General features: G+C 61.3%; 22 protein-coding genes. 8 read left to right on the top strand and 14 right to left on the bottom strand.

The annotated features are described in order from the left end of the window. Positions 1-47 precede the first annotated feature (47 nt). Positions 48-2441, top strand: a complete 2394-nt coding sequence (locus ACIOU6_RS16285) for a heavy metal translocating P-type ATPase (RefSeq protein ID WP_401137868.1) — start codon at positions 48-50, stop codon at positions 2439-2441. Further along, positions 2438-2851: a Cu(I)-responsive transcriptional regulator gene (gene cueR, locus ACIOU6_RS16290; RefSeq protein WP_221734183.1), complete on the top strand. Its 414-nt coding sequence runs from the start codon at positions 2438-2440 to the stop codon at positions 2849-2851. The genes ACIOU6_RS16285 and cueR overlap by 4 nt, the downstream gene beginning before the upstream one ends. Here the strand turns inward: cueR and ACIOU6_RS16295 are convergent. From ACIOU6_RS16295 to ACIOU6_RS16305, 3 genes are all read right to left on the bottom strand, one after another. Next, positions 2805-4013: an MFS transporter gene (locus ACIOU6_RS16295; RefSeq protein WP_401137871.1), complete on the bottom strand. Its 1209-nt coding sequence runs from the start codon at positions 4011-4013 to the stop codon at positions 2805-2807. The two genes, cueR and ACIOU6_RS16295, sit on opposite strands and share 47 nt — an antisense overlap. A 225-nt stretch (positions 4014-4238) precedes the next feature. Next, positions 4239-5135, bottom strand: coding sequence for a PA4780 family RIO1-like protein kinase (locus ACIOU6_RS16300; RefSeq protein ID WP_401137874.1), 897 nt, complete (start codon positions 5133-5135; stop codon positions 4239-4241). Positions 5136-5367: 232 nt separating this feature from the next. Next, the gene (locus tag ACIOU6_RS16305; RefSeq protein ID WP_401137877.1) at positions 5368-6645 is read right to left on the bottom strand and encodes an acetyl-CoA C-acetyltransferase; all 1278 of its coding nucleotides are present in this window, start codon (positions 6643-6645) and stop codon (positions 5368-5370) included. A gap of 239 nt (positions 6646-6884) precedes the next feature. On the opposite strand from ACIOU6_RS16305, the gene ACIOU6_RS16310 reads away from it, so the two are divergent. From ACIOU6_RS16310 to ACIOU6_RS16325, 4 genes are all read left to right on the top strand, one after another. Then, positions 6885-8237 (top strand): 3-oxoacyl-ACP reductase, encoded by a 1353-nt coding sequence (locus tag ACIOU6_RS16310; RefSeq protein ID WP_401137879.1) that lies wholly within the window; start codon positions 6885-6887, stop codon positions 8235-8237. 2 nt (positions 8238-8239) lie between these two features. Beyond that, a complete protein-coding gene (locus ACIOU6_RS16315) occupies positions 8240-9094 on the top strand; it encodes a MaoC family dehydratase (protein ID WP_401137882.1) in 855 nt (284 codons plus the stop codon). Positions 9095-9397: 303 nt separating this feature from the next. Then, a complete protein-coding gene (locus tag ACIOU6_RS16320) occupies positions 9398-10954 on the top strand; it encodes a collagen-like triple helix repeat-containing protein (RefSeq protein ID WP_401137884.1) in 1557 nt (518 codons plus the stop codon). 134 nt (positions 10955-11088) lie between these two features. Then, the gene (locus tag ACIOU6_RS16325; RefSeq protein WP_221734190.1) at positions 11089-12759 is read left to right on the top strand and encodes a ShlB/FhaC/HecB family hemolysin secretion/activation protein; all 1671 of its coding nucleotides are present in this window, start codon (positions 11089-11091) and stop codon (positions 12757-12759) included. A gap of 137 nt (positions 12760-12896) precedes the next feature. Here ACIOU6_RS16325 and ACIOU6_RS16330 read toward each other — a convergent pair whose 3' ends face one another. From ACIOU6_RS16330 to cpaB, 10 genes are all read right to left on the bottom strand, one after another. Beyond that, positions 12897-13259, bottom strand: coding sequence for a DUF6124 family protein (locus ACIOU6_RS16330; RefSeq protein ID WP_401137886.1), 363 nt, complete (start codon positions 13257-13259; stop codon positions 12897-12899). Between the two features lie 467 nt (positions 13260-13726). Next, a complete protein-coding gene (locus tag ACIOU6_RS16335; RefSeq protein WP_221732773.1) occupies positions 13727-14089 on the bottom strand; it encodes a DUF6124 family protein in 363 nt (120 codons plus the stop codon). A 476-nt stretch (positions 14090-14565) separates the two neighbouring features. Further along, complete coding sequence (locus tag ACIOU6_RS16340; RefSeq protein WP_221732774.1) at positions 14566-14844, bottom strand: DUF3613 domain-containing protein; 279 nt, start codon at positions 14842-14844, stop codon at positions 14566-14568. 11 nt (positions 14845-14855) lie between these two features. Beyond that, positions 14856-15545: a tetratricopeptide repeat protein gene (locus ACIOU6_RS16345; protein ID WP_221732775.1), complete on the bottom strand. Its 690-nt coding sequence runs from the start codon at positions 15543-15545 to the stop codon at positions 14856-14858. A gap of 10 nt (positions 15546-15555) precedes the next feature. Further along, positions 15556-16446 (bottom strand): type II secretion system F family protein, encoded by an 891-nt coding sequence (locus ACIOU6_RS16350; protein ID WP_221732776.1) that lies wholly within the window; start codon positions 16444-16446, stop codon positions 15556-15558. Then, the gene (locus ACIOU6_RS16355) at positions 16443-17327 is read right to left on the bottom strand and encodes a type II secretion system F family protein (RefSeq protein ID WP_401137889.1); all 885 of its coding nucleotides are present in this window, start codon (positions 17325-17327) and stop codon (positions 16443-16445) included. Before ACIOU6_RS16355 ends, ACIOU6_RS16350 begins: the two co-directional genes overlap by 4 nt. Positions 17328-17337: 10 nt before the next feature. Beyond that, the gene (locus ACIOU6_RS16360; RefSeq protein WP_221732778.1) at positions 17338-18609 is read right to left on the bottom strand and encodes a CpaF family protein; all 1272 of its coding nucleotides are present in this window, start codon (positions 18607-18609) and stop codon (positions 17338-17340) included. Continuing rightward, the gene (locus ACIOU6_RS16365) at positions 18606-19796 is read right to left on the bottom strand and encodes a pilus assembly protein (RefSeq protein WP_401137892.1); all 1191 of its coding nucleotides are present in this window, start codon (positions 19794-19796) and stop codon (positions 18606-18608) included. Before ACIOU6_RS16365 ends, ACIOU6_RS16360 begins: the two co-directional genes overlap by 4 nt. Continuing rightward, positions 19793-21043 carry a type II and III secretion system protein family protein gene (locus ACIOU6_RS16370; protein ID WP_221732780.1) on the bottom strand — a complete coding sequence of 417 codons (1251 nt, stop codon included), beginning with the start codon at positions 21041-21043 and terminating at the stop codon, positions 19793-19795. The genes ACIOU6_RS16365 and ACIOU6_RS16370 overlap by 4 nt, the downstream gene beginning before the upstream one ends. Before the next feature lie 21 nt (positions 21044-21064). Beyond that, positions 21065-22012 (bottom strand): Flp pilus assembly protein CpaB, encoded by a 948-nt coding sequence (gene cpaB, locus ACIOU6_RS16375; protein WP_401137894.1) that lies wholly within the window; start codon positions 22010-22012, stop codon positions 21065-21067. Between the two features lie 339 nt (positions 22013-22351). Between cpaB and ACIOU6_RS16380 the strand changes: the two genes are divergently transcribed. Further along, complete coding sequence (locus ACIOU6_RS16380) at positions 22352-22552, top strand: Flp family type IVb pilin (protein ID WP_401137897.1); 201 nt, start codon at positions 22352-22354, stop codon at positions 22550-22552. Between the two features lie 71 nt (positions 22553-22623). Continuing rightward, on the top strand, positions 22624-23031 hold the full coding sequence (locus ACIOU6_RS16385) for a response regulator (protein WP_221732783.1): 408 nt from the start codon (positions 22624-22626) through the stop codon (positions 23029-23031). 37 nt (positions 23032-23068) lie between these two features. Here the strand turns inward: ACIOU6_RS16385 and ACIOU6_RS16390 are convergent, their stop codons facing one another. Beyond that, positions 23069-23845, bottom strand: a complete 777-nt coding sequence (locus ACIOU6_RS16390; RefSeq protein WP_401137900.1) for a response regulator transcription factor — start codon at positions 23843-23845, stop codon at positions 23069-23071. Between the last annotated feature and the right edge of the window lie 103 nt (positions 23846-23948).

The following is a 23948-nucleotide window of genomic DNA, read 5'->3' on the forward strand; positions in this document are numbered from 1 at the left end:
ATGGCAAGGTTGATCCTTGTAGGCATCTTCTACAGGGAGTACGACCGATGTCCGAATCCATCACTTTCGATCTGCCGATTGCCGGCATGACCTGCGCCAGTTGCGCCGGACGTGTCGAGCGGGCATTGAGCAAAGTCAGCGGCGCCAGTGCCGTCAGTGTCAATCTCGCCACCGAGCAGGCCCGCGTCCAGGCCCCCGGCGACAGTCTGCCTGCCTTGATGGACGCGATAGCGCGCGCCGGCTATAGCGTGCCGCAGCAGACACTCGAACTGAGCATCGACGGCATGACCTGCGCGTCCTGCGTGGGTCGCGTCGAACGCGCCCTGAACAAAGTTCCCGGGGTGAAAAGCGTCAGCGTCAACCTCGCCAACGAACGCGCCCACCTTGAGCTGCTTGGGCAGGTCGATGAGCAAACCCTGCTCGACGCGGTGAGCAAGGCTGGTTATTCGGCCAGCGTCTGGCAAGCCGAACACCCGCCAACCGACAAACAGCATCAACACCTGCAACACGAACGCTGGGCGCTGATCTGTGCGATCGCTCTCGCCCTGCCACTGGTGGCGCCGATGCTGCTGCAACCGTTCGGCATTCATTGGATGCTGCCGGCCTGGGCGCAATTCGCTCTCGCTACTCCGATGCAATTCATTTTCGGCGCCCGCTTCTATGTCGCGGCGTGGAAAGCCGTCCGCGCCGGCGCCGGCAACATGGACTTGCTTGTCGCCCTCGGCACCAGTGCCGGTTATGGCTTGAGCCTTTACGAGTGGGCCACCGCTGCCGGGCGCATGCCGCACCTGTACTTCGAAGCATCGGCGGTGGTCATCGCCCTGGTGTTGCTCGGCAAATACCTGGAAAGCCGCGCCAAACGCCAGACCGCCAGCGCCATCCGCGCGCTCGAAGCCTTGCGTCCGGAACGGGCGATTCAATTGATCGACGGTCGCGAACAGGACGTCGCCATCAGCGCCCTGCATCTGAACGACGTGGTTCTGGTCAAACCCGGCGAGCGCTTCCCGGTCGACGGTGAAGTGCTGGAGGGCCAGAGCCACGCCGACGAAGCCCTGATCAGTGGTGAGAGCCTACCGGTACCGAAACAACCCGGCGACAAGGTCACCGGTGGCGCGATCAACGGTGAAGGCCGGTTGCAGGTGCGCACCACCGCCCTTGGCGCCGAAAGCGTACTGGCGCGGATCATTCGTCTGGTGGAAGACGCTCAGGCGGCGAAAGCACCGATCCAGAAACTGGTGGATAAAGTCAGCCAAGTGTTTGTGCCAACCGTGTTGGTCCTGGCCCTGGCGACGCTGATTGGCTGGTGGCTGTACGGCGCGCCGATGGAAACCGCACTGATCAACGCGGTCGCCGTATTGGTCATCGCTTGCCCCTGCGCCTTGGGCCTCGCCACGCCCACCGCCATCATGGCCGGCACCGGCGTGGCAGCGCGTCACGGCATCCTGATCAAGGACGCCGAAGCCTTGGAACGCGCCCATGAAGTCAGCAGCGTGGTGTTCGACAAGACCGGCACACTGACCTCTGGCACGCCACGCATCGCGCATTTCAACGCGGTCGATGGTGATCAAAACAATCTGCTGAAACTGGCCGGCGCCCTGCAACGCGGCAGTGAGCATCCACTGGCCAAAGCGGTGCTGGACGCCGCTGCCGAACGTGATCTGACGGTACCCGACGTCAGCGACAGCCAGTCGCTGACCGGTCGCGGTATTGCCGGCACTTTCGAAGGTCGGCGTCTGGCGCTGGGCAATCGGCGGATGCTCGAAGACAACGGTTTAAACGCCGGGACTCTGGGCGAATCCGCCAAAGCCTGGGAAGCCGAAGGCCGCACCCTGTCGTGGCTGATTGAACAAAGCCCCGAGCCGCGTATTCTCGGGTTGTTCGCCTTCGGTGACACGTTGAAACCCGGGGCACTGGAAGCTGTGCAACAACTGGCCGCACGAGGCATCCACAGTCATCTGCTGACCGGCGACAACCGTGGCAGCGCCCGCGTGGTGGCCGAGGCCTTGGGCATTGAAAACGTACACGCCGAGGTACTGCCAGCCGACAAAGCCGCCACCGTCACCGAACTGAAGAAAACCGGCGTCGTCGCCATGGTCGGCGATGGCATCAATGACGCCCCGGCTCTCGCCGCCGCCGACATCGGCATCGCCATGGGAGGCGGCACCGACGTGGCCATGCATGCGGCGGGCATCACCCTGATGCGCGGCGATCCACGGCTGGTGCCGGCGGCGCTGGACATCAGCCGCAAGACCTACGCGAAGATCCGCCAGAACCTGTTCTGGGCCTTCGTCTACAACCTGGTCGGCATTCCGTTGGCAGCGTTCGGCTTCCTCAACCCGGTGTTGGCCGGCGCGGCGATGGCGCTGTCGAGCGTCAGCGTGGTGAGCAATGCGCTACTGTTGAAAACCTGGAAGCCCAAGGATCTGGAGGAGCACCGATGAACATCGGCCAAGCAGCCAAGCACAGTGGCCTGAGCGCGAAAATGATCCGCTATTACGAGTCGATCGGTTTGCTCAAAGCGGCCCATCGCACCGACAGCGGCTATCGGATTTACGGCGACGATGATCTGCACACGCTGGCGTTCATCAAGCGCTCGCGGGACCTGGGCTTTTCACTGGAAGAGGTCGGCAAACTGCTGACCCTCTGGCAGGATCGCCAACGGGCCAGTGCCGATGTGAAGGCGTTGGCCCGTCAGCACATCGACGAGTTGAACCACAAGATCCGCGAGCTTGGCCAGTTGCGCGACACCCTGCAGGATCTGGTCGAGCACTGCCACGGTGACCATCGCCCCGATTGCCCGATCCTCAAGGAACTGGCGTCGGGCTGCTGCGCGCAACCCGTTCGCGTCTGATCGCCAGCCCTTTCACCGCCAGCAACGTGCCCAAGGGAATGCCGTGAAACAGCATGACCACAGCACCCGGCGTCCACCACCCATAGAACGGGGCGGCGATCAGCATACCCACGCCGAACCCGGTCATTTGCAGCAGGGTCAGAAAGCTGAAGATCGGCAGGCGCAGGTGTTCGGGCTCACGTTGCAGACGCGACAGCAGACCGACCTCGGAAAAGCCGTCGCCCAATCCCGCCGGCAATGAAAACAGCAACAATCCCAAAAGGCTGTGTTGCTGGAACATCAGGATGAAGCCGCAGGACATCAGCGCCACGCCAAAGAAAAACCGCCGCTCCAGATGGCTGTTGTCCGAGCCTTTGAGGCGACTGGCGATCCGTGCGCCGAGCAGCTTGCCGCTGGCCCACACCGCGAGCATCAAGCCCAGGGTTGTGCTGGCCGAATCGGGCGACAGCAGTTTGGAAATGATCGGGAAACCGACGTTGTGCGCGGCGCTGCCCAAGGTGTCGGCCATCGTCACGGCGAGCATCGCGGCAATCACCGGGGCACTGCGCAGACCTTGCTTGAGGGCTGACCATTCGCCGCGTTCAGGCGCTTCGGTGACGGTCGATGGGGCGAAACGCAGCGGCACAATCAACAAAGCCGCCAGCAAGTAGGTCAGCGCATTCAGGGCGAACACTGTTTCGAAGCCAAACCCTGCCACCAATAACCCTGAGACCAGACTGCCGCCGACCATCGCCGCCGACGAGGTCGAGGTGATCCAGGCATTGGTCTTGATTAACTGCGCCTCAGGAATCAAACGCGGCAACTGGCTGTTGAGGCCGATGGCGAACATCGAATTGCCCAGGCCCAGCCCGAACGCAATGAACGGCAACAGCAACGCTTGCTGAGCGACCGGCACGATCAACAGCAAACCGAGCACAGCGGCGCGTAACAGATCGAACGCGATCAGCGGTACACGCCCGCTGAAGCGTCGGTAAAACCGCGTGCCGATCAGACTGGCAAAGATCCCGCCACCGACGCGACTGGCGAGGAAGATCCCCACGCTCATGGCGCTGTTGCTCAGCAAGTAGACGTATGTGGCCAGCGCGACCATGTTGAGGAAGGCGCCGAAATCGGAGATCAGCCGGGCAGTGATGATCAGGTGGGCGTTGCGAGGGGGGGTCACATTCAGTCCTTGAGTGCGCGCAGGCGAACAAGATTCCCATACACATTGGAAGAACACCATAGAACCTGTGGGAGCGGGCTTGCTCGCGAAAGCGTTGTATCAGGCAACATTGATGACGACTGACAAGGCCCCTTCGCGAGCAAGCCCTCTCCCACAGGGGAACTTCGGTGTAGACGGGAATGAGGCGGGCACAAAAAACCGGCCGAAGCCGGTTTTTCTAAACGATCATTGCATCCACGGTGGTGGCGGTGGTTCCTCTGACTTGCCCTTCGGCTCATCATCGGCCGCCCGAATCGCTTGCTTGCGCTCTTCGTCCAGCCGCGCCGCTTCGATCTCACGCAGCACCCCGCCGACATCGGCCAGATCCTCCGGATCGTCGAACTCGCCGGTCAGCACGCTGCCCGGGTGCAAGATGCCAGCTTCGTACAGCGCCCACATTTCCTTGGCGTACTTGGTCTGCCTCAACTCCGGCGCAAAACGGCCGAAGTACGAAGCCATGTTGCCAACGTCACGTTCGAGCATGCTGAACGCGTGGTTGTTGCCCGCCGCGTCCACCGCTTGCGGCAGGTCGATGATGACCGGGCCGGTCGGTGTCAGCAGCACGTTGAACTCGGAGAGGTCACCGTGCACCAGACCGGTACACAACATCAGCACGATCTGCGAAATCAGGAACGCGTGATACTCGCGGGCCTGATCCGGCTCCAGCACGACGTCATTCAGACGCGGCGCGGCCTCGCCGAATTCGTCGGCCACCAGTTCCATCAACAGTACGCCATCCAGGAAATCGTACGGCTTGGGCACTCGCACCCCGGCACCGGCCAGACGGAACAGTGCCGCCACCTCGGCGTTCTGCCAGGCATCCTCGGTCTCTTTGCGACCGAACTTGGAGCCTTTTGCCATGGCGCGAGCCTGTCGGCTATTGCGCACCTTGCGGCCTTCCTGATACTCGGCCGCCTGGCGGAAACTGCGTTTGTTCGCCTCCTTGTAGACCTTGGCGCAACGTAACTGATTGCCACAGCGCACCACATAAACAGCTGCTTCTTTACCACTCATCAGTGGGCGCAGCACTTCGTCGACCAGACCGTCCTCGATCAGGGGTTCAATGCGTTTTGGAGTCTTCATCAGCTTTTATTGTGGGTCCTTTATTACCAAACACGCGAATGTCACTCGTTATACGGCAATCCTCGCATCTCGGGGAGGGGTTGCCGACCTGTGAACGTTGAAGATGCACACACTGTGCCGGAAAATCGACCGCTGCGAATCATAGCGGAGCCGGTCATGAATGTTGGCAAATGGCGTTGAGGGCATTTGCGACAGAATCTGACATGACGCCATTCCCACAGTGAAATGGGCGTCAACGCTCGATAATAGCCGTAACCCCTTGTCCACCCGCCGCACAAATCGAAATCAGCCCCCGGCCCTTCCCAGCCGCGTCCAGCAACTTCGCCAAATTCGCGACAATCCGCCCACCTGTCGCAGCAAACGGGTGCCCGGCCGCCAACGAACTGCCCTTCACATTGAGACGGCTGCGGTCTATCGAGCCCAACGGCGCATCGAGCCCCAAACGGGTTTTGCAGTACTCGGGATCTTCCCAGGCCTTTAGCGTGCACAACACCTGCGCGGCGAACGCTTCATGAATCTCGTAATAGTCGAAATCCTGCAGGGTCAGGCCGTTACGCGCCAGCAACCGTGGCACCGCATACACCGGCGCCATCAACAGGCCCTCGGCGCCGTTGACGAAATCCACCGCCGCCGCCTCGCCATCGCGCAGGTAGGCCAGGATTGGCAAACCACGTTCCTTCGCCCATTCCTCACTGCCCAGCAAGACCACAGAGGCTCCATCGGTCAGCGGTGTGGAGTTGCCCGCCGTCAGCGTGCCTTTGGCGCTTTTTTCGAAGGCCGGTTTCAGCGAGGCGAGTTTTTCCAGGGTCAGGTCCGGGCGCAGATTGTTGTCGCGAGTCAGGCCAAGGAACGGCGTCATCAGGTCGTTGTGCCAGCCTTCGCTGTAGGACGCGGCGAGCTTGTGATGACTTTCAAGCGCTAGTTGATCCTGATCTTCGCGAGCAATGTTCCAGGTCTGCGCCATCAATTCGCAGTGTTGGCCCATCGACAGGCCGGTGCGCGGTTCGCCATTGCGCGGAAACTCCGGGATCAGATGGTTGGGCCGCAGTTGCAGGAAAGCCTTGAGTTTGTCGCCCGTTGTCTTCGCGCGATTGGCTTGCAGGAGGATTTTGCGCAGGCCTTCGCTGACGCTGATCGGCGCATCCGAGGTGGTGTCGACACCGCCAGCGATGCCGCAATCGATTTGGCCGAGGGCGATTTTGTTGGCCACCAGCAACGCGGCCTCAAGGCCAGTGCCGCAGGCTTGCTGGATGTCATAGGCAGGCGTAGCCGGCGAAAGACGTGAGCCGAGTACGCATTCGCGGGTCAGGTTCATATCCCGTGACAATTTAAGCACCGCGCCTGCCACCACCTCGCCCATGCGCTGGCCGTGCAGGTTGTAGCGCTCGATCAGGCCTTCGAGGGCAGCGGTGAGCATCGCCTGATTGCTGGCCGTGGCGTACGGGCCGTTGGAACGGGCGAAAGGGATACGGTTACCGCCGATGATCGCGACGCGGCGCAACTGACTCATGAAAAGCTCCTATTTAGATGTCCAGGCTCGCATAAAACCCTGTGAGCGCTGGCGTGCCAGCGATGGGGCCGGCATATCCAACACCTTCAGTGGCAGACAGTCCGCCATCGCTGGCACGCCAGCTCCCACAAGGCCAGTGGTCTACTCTGCTGTTCTAGCGTAGGCCTTATTGCCTGGATCGAACGATTGATTGCCGTGGGTAGTCCACACTTTGAACCCCAACTTTTGGAGAGCGTTCCATGTCTGACCGCTATATCGACTTCGCCAACTCGTCCATCGGCCATCGTATGGTCGGGGCTCTGGGCCTGCCGTCGCCGGTACGGCTGGAGCGCTGGCAGGCCGGCCGCCTGCGGCCGGTGGACGGTGCACTGCTGATCGGGGGCGGGCCGTTGACTGAGCGCGTCAATGCATTCGCCAACCGCCTGACCGATGCGATCTACAGCTATGGCACCGAACCGTCGATGGCCACCGCGTGGATTCCCGGCCATGGCCCGAAAATCAAAGCCGTGGTGTTCGACGCCAGTCATTTGCAGCACACCGACCAACTCAAGCAACTGCGCGAGTTTTTCCAGCCGTTGATGAAAAATCTTGAGCACAGCGCCCATGTGGTGATTCTTGGCCAAGCGCCTGAAACCCTGGAAGATCCGTTCGCCGCCAGCGCCCAACGGGCACTCGAAGGGTTTTCCCGCTCGCTGGCCAAAGAGCTGCGCAGCGGCGGCACGCTGCAGCTGATCTATGTTGGCGAAGGGGCCGAAGATCAACTGGAAGGTCCGCTGCGGTTTTTCCTTTCGCCGAAAAGTGCGTTCGTGTCCGGGCAGGTGATTCGCCTGACCGCGTGTGCGACACCGGTCACCGACTGGACACGGCCACTGGCTGGACGCAAAGCCTTGGTGACCGGTGCTGCGCGAGGCATTGGCGCCTCCATCGCCGAAACCCTGGCCCGCGACGGTGCGGACGTCATCCTGCTTGACGTGCCGCCGGCCAAGACCGATCTCGACGCCCTCGCCGCGCGTATCGGCGGCCGCAGCATCACCCTCGACATCTGCGCCGAGGACGCTGCCGCACAACTGATCGAACAGTTGCCGGACGGCCTCGACATTCTGGTGCACAACGCCGGGATCACCCGCGACAAGACGTTGGCCAACATGACCCCCGAATTCTGGGATGCCGTGCTGGCGGTCAACCTCAACGCGCCACAAGTGCTAACCAAAGCCTTGCTCGACAGCAGCACTCTGCACGACAACGCGCGAGTAGTGTTGCTCGCCTCTATCAGCGGAATTGCCGGCAACCGTGGGCAAACCAACTACGCCGCAAGCAAGGCCGGATTGATCGGTCTGGCGCAAGCCTGGGCGCCGACGCTGCTGGAACGCGGCATCAGCATCAACGCCGTGGCGCCGGGATTCATCGAAACCCAGATGACCGCACACATCCCGTTTGGCCTGCGTGAAGCCGGGCGCCGCATGAGCTCGCTGGGCCAGGGCGGCTTGCCGCAGGACGTCGCCGAGGCTGTCGCGTGGCTGGCGCAACCGGGTACCGGCGCGTTCACCGGGCAGGCGTTGCGGGTCTGTGGACAAAGTGTTCTGGGGGCTTAGACATGAGCATCGAATGGCACACACTGGACCGTGAACCGAGCCTTCCCGGGCTGTATGCGCGGGCAGCGACGCGACGCAAGATCACCGGCACGCAATTACCCGACAGCGGCTTGCGTTGCTGGGTTGATGTCGATGGCCAACGGCTGGCCGCCTACCGCAAGGTCTGCGGTTTTGCCGACGACGGTCTGTTGCCACCGACTTATCCACACGTCCTCGCGTTTGCCTTGCAGATGCAATTGCTCACGGCCAAGGACTTCCCGTTCCCGCTGCTGGGGCTGATTCATTTGCGCAACCGCATCCGTGTGTTGCGGCCGATGGGCGGGATCAGTCGCGCACAAATCAGCGTGCGGGTGCACAATCTGCAACCGCATCCCAAAGGCGCGACGTTCGATGTGTTGACCACGCTGGATGATCAACTCGGGCCGTTGTGGGAAGCCGAAAGCCAGATGCTCTGTCGCGGCGTTAAGCTCGATGGCGAACCGCTGGAGCAGCACTGGGAGCCTTCGCAATCGCTGGTGGAGGTGGCGAAGTGGAAAGCCCCGGCAGACATCGGCCGGCAATATGCCAAGGTCTCGGGCGACTACAACCCGATCCACTTGAGTGCGGCCAGCGCCAAGCTGTTCGGTTTCCCTACCGCTATCGCCCATGGTTTGTGGAACAAGGCGCGCACGCTCGCGGCGCTGGCCGATTATTTGCCCAAGGCCAACCTTGAAATCACCGTGTACTTTCGCAAACCGGTGCGACTGCCCAGCGAGGTGACACTACTCGCCACAGCCGCAGGCTCCAGCGGGGAATTGCAATTGGTGGGCACGCAGAATCTGGAGCATATGGTTGGGCGCTGGCAGCCGATGGGGTGACCTCATGCGCCGGGGAACACCCGTAAATTGTATATATATAACTTAAGTTTTCTTCCGGCTTTTGCCCTGACCCGAATAACACCGAGCCTTGATTTTCAAGGCTTTTTTTGGCGCGCTTATCGCTTGGGTATTAGTCCTTAGGCACTGCGAACAACCTATATATAAAGGCGTTAATACCATCTAGAGAATGGCGTGAAACAGCGCCCGGATCGAGATTGGCACCACGGACGAGGCATTGCCAGCGACAGACCGGCAAGCCATCGAAGACAACGAACGTTGTACCAGGTGCAAGGAATCTCAATCATGAAAACTCAAGACGTGTGGTGCAAATCAGCAATCGCTCTGGCATTGATCCTCTCCCTTGGTCTCGCTGGCTGCAGCAGCGGCGGTGGCGGCCATCACAGCAGCTCCGGCAGTTCTTCGCCAGACAGTTCAACCGCCGGCACTGGCGGGACTGGTGGCAGCGGTGGCAGCGGTGATACCGCTGGCACAGGTGGAACCGGTGGTACTGGCGGCACGGGCGGAACCGATCCGACCAACCCTACCAATCCGACAGACCCAACCGACCCGACCACCCCGACCAATCCTCCCGTCGCACGACTGGTGACCACCACCCTCGTACAGGATGTCGGCACAACCGTCAGTGGCCTCGGTGATGGCGTCGGCCAGATTGGCGACTCTTTGAGCACCGTTCCTGTGGTCGGTGGCGTCGTGCAGAGTGCGGCAAGAACCGCCGGCAATGTGGTCACGACCTTGGGTGACGGCGTCACCAACGGCATCGGCAAACTGGCCACCGACCCTAACGGCCTGACCACCACCGTGGCTTCGGTCGGTGGCGTGGTGCAGGATGTCGGCGACGGCGTGTCCGACCTCAGCGGCAAACTGGCAACCGCAACCAGTAGTGTTCCAGTGGTCGGCGGCGTGGTCACCAAAGTCGCACCGGTGCTCGACGGTGTCGGCCAGAAGGTCACCATGCTCGGCGATACCCTCAACACGACCCTCAGCAACGGCCCGACCAGCCAACTGACCAATAAACTCGGCAGCAGCCTGGTGCCGGTGATCGCCATGGTTGAAAGCACCACCGACAAAATCGGCGATGCCACAGGCCTGGGTGACCCACTCAAAGGCGTGGTCCAGAAAGTCGGCAGCACCGTTGACGGTGTCGGCGACAAGGTGACTGGCGCCGGCAACGGCAATGCGCTGACCAACACCCTCGGCGGCGCTTTGAGCAACGCGGGCACCGCCGCCGGCAAGGCTGGCGGCCTGGTGTCCAACGGCACCGGCTCCAGTGGCGGCGTGGGCGGTGGCCTTGGCGGTCTCGGTGGTGGCCTGGGCGGTACTGGCCTGCTGCAAACGGTCGGCGGCGCCGTCGTCAACGTGGGCACAGGCTTGAACGCCGGCAGCACCAATGGCGCCGTCAGTGCCGGTGGCGTGACGGCGGGCGGGCTGGGCAATGCTGTCGCCTCGCTGAACACTGTCCTCGGTGGCTCGGGTAGCCCGATCACCTCCACAACCGCGCCGTTGGCCGCGCTCGGCAACAATGTCGGCGGTGCACTCAACCCGGTCACCAGCGCAGTCACCGGCCTGACGCAACAGGTTGGCGCCGCCACGGGTCTGGGCAGTCCTGTGGCCAGCCTCACCGGCCAAGCCGGCAGCGCAGTGAGCAATCTCGGCGGTGCGATTGCCGCCACTAATAACCCGGTCACCACCGCTGTGGGGGGCCTGGTCAGCAACGTCGGCGGTGTCGTCACTGCCGCTGGCGGTCTGGTCAACGGAGGCACCGCCAGCGGCGGCACCACCGGTGGTCTGGGCGGTGTTCTGGGTGGCCTGACCGGCGCTCTGGGTGGTAACAAACACTAAATTGCACCTGGCCGATTCGACGGCCGCACATACAGCGCCTACTCTTGGTTGAGGGCGGAAGATTCCTACGAGTCTTCCGCTTTTTTCTTAGGAGAACATCAGCCCTGCGCTGTGATCTGACCACGGAGTGTCCTATGCGCTTTATGGCATCCCTGCTGTTCCTCAGTCTCAGTTCCGCCGCCCTCGCCGACACCCTCCCCAGCTTCCTCAATAGCAACGAAACCATTCGCAACCTGCCCGTCCCCAATCTACCGGCAGACGCCTATCGTCCGACGGCTACGCCGCTGCAAGTGCCTGACCCCGGCGCAGCCGCCGCACAGCCATTGATGATGCAGACCAAAGTCAATCTCAAGACCGTGCAGATCGAAGGCGGCACGATCTATCCGCTCAACGAATTGGCCGACATCTACAAACCACTGATCGGCCACCAGAGCAGCCTCGCCGATCTGATCGAAGCCACGCGCAACATCACCCGGCGCTACCAGCAGGACGGCTACCTGCTGTCCTACGCGTTCCTGCCACAACAGAACTTCGACGACGGCGTGGCGCGCGTTGTGTTGGTCGAAGGCTATGTTCGCGACATACAAATGCAGGGCGACGTCGGTCGGGTCAAAGGCCTGCTCGACAAACTGGCGGCGAAAATCCAGGCCGAACGGCCACTGACCCGCAAGACTTTCGAGCGCTACACCACGCTGATGACGCGCATTCCCGGCGTCACCATTCAGGCCCAGGTGCCGCCTCCCGGCACCACCGATGGCGCCACGACGCTGGTCGCCCAGGCCAGCCGCAAACCGTTCACCAGCACACTCAGCACCACCGAAGACAACCGCAACGGCACACAAGCCCTGCTCGGCGTCAGCAGCAACTCGCAAACGTCCATGGGCGAACAACTGACCCTCAGCGGCCTGTTCCCACCGGGTGACGACCACGAGCATTACTATCGCCTGGACTACAACCAGTTCCTCGATAGCGAGGGTACGCAACTCGCCCTGTCCGCCTCCCGCTACCGTGCCGACCCCGGCACCAACGTGTTGCTCGACAATGGCCTGCAACTCAAACCGCACCGTGAGAATGATCGCTACTCGATCGGTTTCACCCTGCCGCTGATTGCAGCGTCCAACGAACTGCTGACCGCCGGCTCGCGGCTCTACGCGGTCAACGACAAGACCCGCTATAAAGTGATCGGCTACCCGCTGAGCGTCGAGGAGCGCACCGACATCCGCGCCCTCGCCTTCGAAAGCGACTGGCGCAAGGCCGATGCCCGGCAACTGCGCATCCTCAGCGGCGGCCTGTATCAAGGGCTGGACAGCATGGGGGCGAAAACCAACAACAGCGCGCTGGACCTCAATTTCTTGCGTCTGCGCCTGTCCGGGGTGCAAAGCGACAAGTTCCTCGACAACTGGCAAGGCGTGCTCTCGGCTGCGTTGTACTGGAGCGACGACACCTTGCCCGACAGCGAACGCGCGGTATTTGGCGGGCAGAATTTCGGTCGCGGCTACCCCGACGATCAGGCGTCCGGCGACAAGGGCTGGGGGGTGGCGTACGAGGTCAACTACAGCTTCAACCGCGACGGCAATTGGCTGCGCATCCTGCAACCCTACGTGGTGCTCGATCGCTCGCGCAGTTGGTTCAATAAACTCCCGGTGCAGGCCAACAATCTGTCGTCGGCGGCGGTCGGGCTGAGGTTCGGCGATGCCAAGTACTACAACATTTCGTTGGAGGCGGCGAAGGCAATGTCGGACGAAGCGCTGGACACATTCAACCGCCGGGCACGGTACAGCATCAGTTTCAGTTATCAGTTATAGAACCGGTTGTCGCCTGTCAGAACGCTTTCGCGAGCAAGCCCGCTCCCACAGGGGTATGCACTTCAAATCGTGGAATGCATTTCAACCTGTGGGAGCTGGCTTGCTCGCGAAGAACGATAACGCGGTCAGCCTGCAAGTCAGGTCGGCGGGTCTAACCGATCCAGCGCCCGGTTCACCGCCAGTTCGGCGAGCATGACCATCTGCGCGATGCCTAACACTGTGCTGCGCTGCGAACCGCTCAGCTCATTGGCAAAGTTGTTGGCCGACGCGCTGGCGCTGGCCAGTGATTCGCAGGCGTGGGCGAGCAGGCTTTCGGTGTCGACGCTCGGATTGACGAGGAACATCGTGCTCGATTGTCGGGGTTTGACGGGATCGGGGCTGAGGTAGATATCGAGCGCGCGCTTGATGGCTTCCCGGCTTTTCGCCTGGTCATCGGCGCGCAGGGCTTCGGCCAGAGGGGTAGTGGTTTCGAGGGGGGGATCGGGAATCAGCTTGTCCATTAAAACAATTCTCCACAGTCGTCTGCGCCACTCATTGCCATTCTCACGGGGCTAAGAGGTGGCAGCTATATGCGGGGTGAGAATACCGGTTATGGACACCCGGCCAGACCGAAGTCTGCCCGCACACAGCCGCCATGACGCATTTACCGACAGCGAAGCTGGCGGCGATTATGCGTGCACAGATACTGAATGACCATAAGTTGCCGGGTTCTCACACCCGATCGCTGAGGTGTCAGCGACCGCCCAAGACTAGTGAGCGCACGTCCGACGGACAACCTGAAAACTTTGTGGGAAGGCTCCGTAAAATTCACACATGTTTAAACATCTGAAAGTGATGGGTTGACTGCACGGGCCTCTTCGCGAGCAAGCCCGCTCCCACAGGGGTATGCACTTCAAATCGTGGAATGCATTTCAACCTGTGGGAGCGGGCTTGCTCGCGAAGAACGATAACGCGGTCAGCCTGCAAGTCAGGTCGGCGGGTCTAACCGATCCAGCGCCCGGTTCACCGCCAGTTCGGCGAGCATGACCATCTGCGCGATGCCCAACACGGTGCTGCGCTGCGAACCGCTCAGCTCATTGGCAAAGTTGTTGGCCGCCGCGCTGGCGCTGGCCAGTGATTCGCAGGCGTGGGCGAGCAGGCTTTCGGTGTCGACGCTCGGATTGACGAGGAACATCGTGCTCGATTGTCGGGGTTTGACGGGATCGGGGCTGAGGTAGATATCGAGCGCGCGCTTGATGGCTTCCCGGCTTTTCGCCTGGTCATCGGCGCGCAGGGCTTCGGCCAGAGGGGTGGTGGTTTCGAGGGGGGGATCGGGAATCAGCTTGTCCATTAACAGCTCCTACTTGGTTAAAGGAGCCACCTGTTGTCGTTTCCACACAACAAAAAGGTGGCAACTGTGCGCAGGGTGGAAATACCGATAAGTAGGCAATCGGCCAGACCGAAGTCTGCCCACGCACAGCCGCCGCGACGCAGTTTGCAGACGAACGAAGACGTCGGCAACGATTACGGTGCTGATGCAATGCATCTACTTAGAATTCAGGTTTCCACACCCGATCGCTGAGGTGTCAGCGACCGCCCAAGACTAGTGAGCGCACGTCCGACGGACAACCTGAAAACTTTGTGGGAAGGCTCCGCAAAATTCACACATGTTTAAACATCTGAAAGTGATGGGTTGACTGCACGGGCCTCTTCGCGAGCAAGCCCGCTCCCACAGGGGTATGCACTTCAAATCGTGGAATGCATTTCAACCTGTGGGAGCGGGCTTGCTCGCGAAGAACGATAACGCGGTCAGCCTGCTGAATACTGTCAGCCACCGCCCCCCGTTCCACTGCTGACCTTGCCACCCTGCTCCTGATCGAAAAACGGCGGGATCTCATGCTGGTAGCTTTTCAGCCAACGCTGCATCACCAGCTCGCGCTCAGTCGGCGTGAGTGTTTGAGGTTTTGGCGAAGCCACTTTGTTGCGGCTTTGCAGCAGCAGCCAGCCTTCGGTTTCCTGTTGCTGGGCCGAGGCCGGGCCGGCGTCGATGGCGTGACTGGTGAGCGGCAGGGCCAGCAAGCCCAGGCAAACAATGATGGTTTTCATCGCGGGTCTCCTTATTTGAGCATCGCCGTAACGGCGGCGGGAGATGGGCTCGGCACTTTGAGTTTTTCCGCGCGACTCTGTGCTTCGCTGAACTGCGCGGGGCTCAGGCCGAGGCGGCTGACCAGTTCGGCGGCGCGGTTCCAGTCATCCTGATACAGCAACAGCGTCACCAGATTCAGCGCGGCCAATTGATCGCTCTGCTTGAGTTCCATGGCCGTGAGGAATTCAAAGCGCGCGTCTTCGATACGCAATTGATTGAGGTAGACCACCCCCAGATCGTTGCGGATTTTTTCGTCGGTCGGGGCCAGGCGTGCAGCGCGTTGCAGGTGCGCCTGCGCCTGGCCGTAGTCGGACTTCGCGGCCGCGAGTTGGCCCAGACCATGTTCGGCTTCGGCCGCCAGGCATGTGCCGAGCAAGCTGCGATACAAAGGTTCGGCCTCGCTGCGGCCGAGCAAGCGGTGAACCCTGGCCTTGCGCAGACGCACGTCGGCGAGGTTGTCCGGCAGGCTTTGCAGGTTGGCCAGACTGGCGTGGAGCTTGCCTTCGTTGGCCATGTCGTCGGCCAGGTTCAGCGACAGTTGCTGATCGGAACTCAACTTGCCGCAACTGGCGCTGTTGGTCAGCGCCTCCCAGGGGTTTTGCCCGGTGTTGGCACAGCCACCGAGCAACAACAGGCAAACACCAGCCATCATTGCTTTCATCACCACTCCTTCATGCCCCCAATGCCTTGGCCAGGGCGGTGAAGCCCGGGCCGGCCAGGACGATCAATAATGCAGGGAAGAGAAACAGCATCATCACGACGGACATTTTTGCCGACATCTTCGAAATGTATTCCTGCAGGCGCGTGAGGCGCCGGTCATCGAGCAGTTGCTTGAGCGACAACAGCGATTTCATCGCTCCACCGCCCTGATGCAGCAACTGCTGGAGAATCACGCAGGTGTCGGTGAACTCATCCACCGCCAACAGTTGCGTGGCCTTGTTCAGTTCTTCGCCCAGTTCAAGGCCCGAGTCGACCCGGGCCAGCACCAGGCGCAATTCATGAGTCAGCACGGGGAGCAACGCTTGGCCTTCATGGCTCAGCACACGCAGTGCCTGCTCCACGGCCATGCCGGACTCGAAGAGGATGCGCAGCAACGGAATAAACGTGCCGATCTCACTGGCCAGTTGTTTCTGTCGCTGGGCAACGGCCATCACCAGCAACCGCTTGGGCAGCAGGTAGCCGACGCCGAGGGCGAACAACGGCGCGATCCATTGTTTTTCCACGGTGGGGAAAAACACCGATTGCAACAGCACTGCCAGGGCCAGCATCAGCAACGGCGCACCGATCTGACACGCAGCGAACAGCGAACGCTGTCGTGCGCTGCGCCAGCCGAGACGGCTGAGCAGGGTTTGCGTTTCGTTGTCGAGCTTGACGCTGTGCTGCCCGACCTTGCTCTCGCCGAGCGACTGCAACAGGTTGCCGAGGCTGTTTTCGCGAATCAGGTCGCCGTCCAGTCGACGGATGATTTGCCGCGCGCGGCGACGCTGCTCCAGCAGATGGGCGATCAGTAACACGGCGGCGCCGAGCAACAACAAGGCGCTGATCATCAGAGGCGTCGTCATAGGCTGCGCAACATCCGCCAGAGCAACAGACTGCCGATCACCTGCATGCCGAACGCCGTGGCGAGCATTCGCTGCCCGGACGGATCGTGCCACATGGCGACCAGATAAACCGGATTGGCCATCAGGAAATACCCGGCCATGGCAATCGGCAACAATCCCAGCACCCACGCGGTGAGGCGGGTTTCACCGGTCATGGCGCGCAATTGGCGCGCAGCCTGATCGCGTTCGCGGATCATCTTGATCAGGTTTTCAAGCAACTCACTGGCATTGCCGCCATAGCGATGATTGACCTTGAGGCCGAGGGCGAACAGACGAAACTCGTCTCGCTCGTAGAGTTCGGCCAGATCCGACACCGCGTCCGGCAAACTCACCCCTAACTGGACGTTGCGCTGCACCCGGCCCATGGCGTTTTTCAGCGGTTCTTCGCTGGCCTCGATGCCACCGAGCACCGCGTCGGCCAACGTGCGACCCGACTTCAGGCTGCGCACGGTGTAATCGAGCAGTTGCGGCAGTTGCTCGATCATCCGTCGCAAGCGCCGTTGGTAGCGCCAACTGACGTACAACCGCACGGCCACTGGCGGCAACACCACCATCACCAGTACACCGATCCATCCGGCAAGCGCCAGACTAAGCACGATGGCGAACATCCAGAGCAGGATCCATGCACCAAGACGTTCGGTCGGCCGCCCCAGACCCGCGCGCAAGAAGGCCCGTTCAAGGCCCGCCCAACGCGTTGGTGGTGCGTTTTCATGCGGCTGTCCCTCATTCAATCGCTCCATCACACGAGTGGCACCGCTCAGACGCCATGCCTTATAGAACAGACGCATGGATTGCCCGAACAATGCCAGACTGAGCAAGTACGGCAGCAGCGCTTTAAGCATGCCGTGGCCCTCAGTGCGCGAGCGTCGATTCGTGGCGCAGCTTGTCGCCGGCCGGGTTGACCGCCTCACGCAGAAAACCGAAGCCTGTGCGCCGGTCGAGGCGGAACAAGGTGTTGGTGACGTAGACGTCTTCGCGCACGCCCACCACTTCCACCACTTCGCTGACGCAGCGCCGACCATCGGGCAGGCGCGTCAGTTGAATCACCACATCCAGCGCGGCGCAGATCATCTGGCGCAGGGTGCGTTCGGCGATGGCGCGGCCGGTCAGGCCCACCAGGGTTTCCAGGCGCAGCAAGGCGTCCTGGGCATTGTTGGCGTGCACGGTACTCATGGAGCCGTCGTGACCGGTGTTCATTGCCGTCAGTACATCAACCACTTCAACGCCACGGATCTCGCCCAGGATGATCCGGTCGGGACGCATCCGCAGGGCGTTGCGGATCAGGTCGCTGGCCTTGACCTCGCCATGGCCCTCGGCATTCGGTGGCCGGGTTTCCAAGCGCACGACATGCGGGTGGCCGAGTTGTAATTCGGCGACATCTTCAATGGTCACGAGGCGTTCGCTGGGGTTGATCAACTGGCTGAGAATGTTCAGTAGCGTGGTTTTGCCCGTACCGGTGCCGCCGCTGATGAGAATGTTGCAGCGCTTGCCCACCGCCTCCTGAATGAAATCGTAGATCGCCTGATCGATGGTTTGCATCGCCATCAGGTCAGTGCTTTTGAGCATGTCCTTGCGAAACTTGCGGATCGACAGGCATGGGCCGTCGAGGGCAATCGGCGGGATGATGGCGTTGACCCGGCTGCCATCGGGCAGGCGCGCATCGACCATCGGTGACGACTCGTCCAGACGCCGACCGAGCGGCGCCAGGATGCGCTGCATGACGCGCTCAACGTGGTGAGCATCAATGAAACGCAGGTCACTGAGGTGCAGCAGGCCATCGCGTTCGATAAACACTTTGTGCGGGCCGTTGACCAGAATCTCCGTCACCGAACTGTCGCGCAGCAGCACTTCGAGCGGGCCGAAGCCGGTCAGTTCATCAACGATTTCTTCGGCCAGACGCTCCATTTCATAACGGGAAATCGCCAGGTGCAGGCGTGCGATGTATTCGGCGACTTTGTCGATGACGAATTGCGCCAGCACCTGACGCGAGCCCTCCAGCAGGTTTTTCCCGGACTCTTCGATGGCGTCGATGATGTAGCGGTGCAGCACCAGTTTCAGGCCATCGTGATCGGTATTACCGGTCGCCTGGCGCTGTGGGCCGCCAAACAATTGCTCGCCGTTCATGAGGTGCCTCGCAAGCGGTCGAACCAGGTGACCTTCGGTTTGGTCAGGCCTTCAGAGCGTTTGGCCAGGCACTCACCGAGGGTGCGCAGGCTTTGGCTGAGGGCTTCGCGCGGCGCCAGTTCGAACAGGGTCACGCCTTGATTTTTGGCGTTGAGGCGCAGTTCCGGGCTGTAGGCGAGCACGGCGATCACTTCCAGGCCGAAGGTTTTGCCCAGTGCCTCTGAGTCGGGCGCAACGTTGCGCAGGTAGCGATCCACCAGCAAGCGGCCGTGGTCGAGTTTCACGCCTTTCTCGCGCCACTGGTTCAGCACCGCCAGATTGCGCCGGCAGTCGAGCACGTTCTGGTCGGTGTACCACAGCAACTTGTCGCAATGGCTGACAAAGGTGCGCAGCGCTTCGCTGTCAGGCTGGCCGGTGAGGTTGACCACGATGTGCTGGAAGTGTTGGCGCAAGGCGCTGAGCAACATGTAAAGCTCCGCAGTGCTGGTGCGCTCCAGCGGCTCATCGGCAGGGGCATAGGCGAGAATGCGCAGACCGGCTTCGGTGCTGGTGAAGGCGCTGTCGATCAGGGTCGCGTCGAGGCGTCGCAAGTGGCGCAACGCATCGCCGAAATGGAATGAACTCTCCAGCCCCAGCAAGGCCAGACTGTCACCGTGGGGCAGCCCCAGATCCAGCAACAGGGTTTGTTGACCACTCTTCTGCACCACCAGCGCCATATGGTTGGCCAGCAGCGCGCCGTCAGCATCGCTTTGCACACCGTAGAGCACAGTCAGCCCACCCAACGGGGTGTTCGGCGTCACCGCCGGCAGACGTTTACTCAGGCGCCGCACCAGCCCGGCGACTTCGCTGGAACGTGAGCCGTAGGCAACAAAGTCTCGCGCGCCGGCCCGCATGGCATTGAGTACAAGCTGATTGTCCATGCCGTCACCGAGGGCGACGATGGCGAGCATCGGTTTGGCTTCCAGAACGCCTTCGATCAGCGCGCTCTGGGCCACCAGATGTTCGGGGTCGAGTCCGACGAAGACGAGGCTGGCGCAGGTGACGTCGACCAGCGCCAGCAGCTCATCAAGACTGCCGCCACCAGCACTGACCACCTGCCCCAGCGGTGCTAGCGCGCCTTGCAGCCACTCAAGATCGGTGTCGTTACGGGTGATGGCGAGGAAGGTCTGATTCAGGCTCTGGCTCATTGCGATAATCCGCTGCGTTTATCGAAGTTGCCGTTTTCAAGGAAGTACAGGCGATACCAGTTGGGGTCGTAGTTGCGCAGTTTTTCCCCGGGCAGCGAAGGCAGTGGTGCATTGACCGCCAGGGGTTGAACCAGGTGCGGGGTGACGATCATCAGCAGTTCACGCTCCTCGCGGTTGATTGATGAATTGCGGAAAAACGCGCCGATCACCGGAATGTCACCCAGCCCTGGAAATTTGCTCACCTGGGAAGCGTTTTGCGTGCTGATCAAGCCGCTGATCACGAAGCTCTCGCCGTCGGCCAGCGAGATGCTGGTATCGGTGCGGCGGATAGTGAAGGCCGGCACTGTGGTGCCACCAATGGTCACGCCGTTGTTGTAATCGAGTTCACTGACTTCAGGGGCGACCTTGAGGGCGATGCGGTCACGGCTGACCACGGTCGGGGTCAGCGTCAGACGAATGCCGAATTCCTTGTATTCGATGGAGTAGCTGTTGCTGTTGGCGCTGGGCACCGGGATCGGGATTTCACCGCCGGCCAGAAAACTCGCGCTCTGACCGCTCAACGCCACCAGGCTCGGGCGCGCCAGGGTGTAGGCGAAACCGCTGCCCTCCAATGCGTTGACGATGCCGAGAAATTTACTGCTGCCGCCGCCCCAGACAATGTTGAACATGTCGTTGGCCAAGGGAATGTTCGGCGCAGTGATCGGCACCGTACCCGGCCTGACTCCGGTGCCGGGCACCGTGCCGGGAGCGCCGACCAGGAAGTTGTTCGAGCCTTTGCCGTAAATCGAGGTGCCGGCCTCTTTGAGTTTGGTACGGCTGACTTCAACAAAACGGATGTCGGTCTGCACCTGCGAGGGCAAGGTCGGATCATCCGTGGCCGGCAGGGAAACGGTCTTCATCGCCGCACTGGCCTTACCTTGCACGAACACCATGCTTTGCCGTGGAGCACTGGCGCAGGCCGTCCAGATCATCAGCGTGGTTGCGCCGGGCCCAACGCCTGTGAGCAACACGGCCTTATCGCCGGTGGCACGCACATCGGCGATTTTCGGATCGCCTACGGCGACACGCGTGATCGCCACCGGCGATTGCAACGCCTGCTGCAAACCTTCGCCGACTTCCAGCACCGAGGGCAATGGACCCAACGTGGCGCAATTGCCGGTGGCGGCGCCGGCGCTGCCGATCGAGGTGACACTCAGCAGCGAGGCCCAGAGCAAACCGTTGAACAGAGGCGTAAAGCGTATGCGCATGTAAAGGCGTCCTTGCTCGATTCAGGGTGTGGTTTGGGCGGTTTCAGCACCGCGGATGACTTCAACGGCGGGTTTGCGTGGGCCGGGCTGGCCGGCCACGGCCATGGGTTTGGGCGGTAGGGTCTGGGACAGTTGACTGAACTCGATCAGTTCGCGGCGAGGCGTGTCGAGTTGGGTAGCGACATTGTTTTCGCCCGCCCAGTATTTCGCCAGTTGCTGTTCGTCCGCGCTGCGCACGGCAAGGCGCAGGACACCGGCGCTGGACGCCAGCATCAAGCGGCTGACCAGCGGCTCTGGCACGGCCAGCAGTACGCTGCGGGCGGCCAGGCGCTGTTGTTCCTGTTTGAGTCGCTCCTCATCACTGCGTGCGGGACCTGCAGGCTGGCCGTCGTTGGTCAGGCCCAACTGGCTGCCGACGCCGAGCACACGCACTGCCGACACCACCTGTTGTGCCGAGGGCTGTGGATTGTTTTCGTCCTTGCGCAGGAACAGCAGCACGTCGACGTAATCGCCGGGGGCCAATTGCCCGCCGGCGTTGATGACTTCGTCCACCGCCACCGCCACCGCCCGTTCGCCGGGGCGAATCATGCGGGCCAGTGAACTGCCGGATTCGAAGCTCTCGTCACTCAGCCAACTGCCCGCGTTCAAGTGCCGCCAAGGCGCCCGGCCGATGACGTGATCGACATTGCCCAGGCTGCCGGCAGGCGCGGTGCGAAGTTTCTCCACGGCAACGTCGGCGGCGGTGATTTTCACGAACGGCGGGATGTCTCGCAGCAGCACCACGACGGGCTGACGCGTCGGGTCTTCCACAGGTTCGGTTTTGACGGCTGAAGGCACCACAGGCTCAGTGGCGGGGGTAGCGACCGGTTCAGCGACCGGTGCCCGGCTCAAGGTAAGCCCCCAATATCCGGCAATGATGGCGCCCACCAAAAACAACCCGGCCAGACCCAGAGTGACGCGACTGTTCATGACGGCTCTCCCTTTCCCGCAGCGCTTTGTCTCTCATGCAATGTCCCGTGAATTCCAACGAGATAACTTCGCAATCAGGCAGCTATGAACAAGTAACTATTTCGCTATTTAACCGTAGCGCAGGCAGAACAAAACGCCATTACGAAGTGGGAAATATCCAGCAAAAGTAGAGGTCTAACGCGCCAAATGTCGTTTTCTGCCGTTAAACGGCGCCCTACTACTTAGGTGTTAATCCGTTCTTACAGTTGAAGGGGTGGCAATTGCCAACAATGCTGAGGGTGGCACAGGGAAATCATGTTGCGAACGCGCAACACCTGGTGTGCCCCAAGGAGATTGCTTATGTCGTATTCCAAGGCTGCTCAAAAAATCAAATCTCACCTCGCCCTCTTCAAAGGCTTGGGCAAAGACACTGAAGGTGCGTCCGCCATCGAGTACGCGCTGGTCGTCGGCCTGGTGGCGCTGGTGATTGCCGCATTCGGCAACGGTATAGGCACCGCGGTCACCACCATCCTGACCACAATCCAGACCGCCCTCACCTGATCGGACCGATAACTTGTCAATACGCCCATTGGGTTCTACCGTCAGCACTCAGTCCATTGCAGGTGTTGCCCATGAACTCTTCCTACACTCCGCGCCAGCAGTTGCTCCTCGTCGACGATGAGGAGGACGCACTGCTGGAGCTGGCGGAGTTGCTGGAGGGTGAAGGCTTCACCTGTCATACCGCCACGTCGGTGAAGCTGGCCCTGCACCATCTGACCCGCCACCCGGATATCGCCCTGGTGATCACCGATCTGCGCATGCCCGAAGAAAGTGGCATGTCGCTGATCAAGCGGCTGCGTGAACACACTTCACGCCAGCATTTGCCGGTGATCGTGACATCCGGGCATGCCGACATGGAGGATGTCAGCGATATGCTGCGCCTGCAGGTGCTGGACCTGTTCCGCAAACCGATCTATCACGTACGGTTGCTGGAAACCCTGGACAACCTGTTTCCCAAGTCCAAAGCCCACATCGTTTGAGGTAGTTGACCCCGCATAACACCGGGGTCAGAGGGGATCAGTGTGCGGTCACCCGTTGACGCATGCCCGAATTGCTCGGCGACAACGCCAGCGCCAATTGGGTGCGGTTGTGCATGTGCGTCAGGCGCAAGACCTGCGACACATAGAGCTTGACTGTGTTCTCGGTAATCCCCAGTTCACAGGCAATCTGGTAGTTGGTCTGGCCCTTGCCCACCAACCGTGCGACATCGAGCTGGCGTGGCGACAATTGATTGAAAATCGCCGGCATCTCCACCCCTTCTCCATCACTCGACGCGTCTTCACTCATCGTCGAAGGTCCGCGGCGTACTTTGTCGAGGTCCTGGTAAAGATCGTCGATCGACTCGGACAGGTATTGCAGCTTTTGATTGAGGTGGCCCAACTGCAGGGTTTTCTGCCGTTCCCGCAACGCCGTTTCCTGACGCTGCAAACCTTCGAGCAGTTCGTCCAGGTCAATGGGCTTTTGGTAGTAATCGGCAATGCCGGCACGCAAGGCCTTGATCACGTCCTGCTTGTCGGCGCGCCCGGTCAGCATGATGGCCTCGAAGACCCGATGTTTACCCGACAACCGCTGCAGTTCCTGCACCAGTTCAATGCCGTCCATGTCCGGCATGTGCAGGTCGCACAGCACCAGGCCAATGGCGGTGTCCTCGGTGAATTGTTCAATGGCCTGCTTGCTCGACTCGCAAGGCACGCAACGGTAGCCACTGCTCTCGATGAATTCGCAGAGTTCCTCGACAATCAGCGGTTGATCGTCGACCACCAGCACCTTTACAACAGATGTAAGCTCGTTCACATGCCACTCCATGCCCGGGCCAAAGACTGACCGTTCCTGTACTTACAGCACGCTGCCGTACAAACACTGATTTGAAAGTAGACCCACTTTCCGACTATGTACA

The sequence above is a fragment of the Pseudomonas sp. NPDC087615 genome (assembly GCF_044743445.1).
In the GTDB taxonomy this organism is placed as follows: domain Bacteria; phylum Pseudomonadota; class Gammaproteobacteria; order Pseudomonadales; family Pseudomonadaceae; genus Aquipseudomonas; species Aquipseudomonas baetica_A.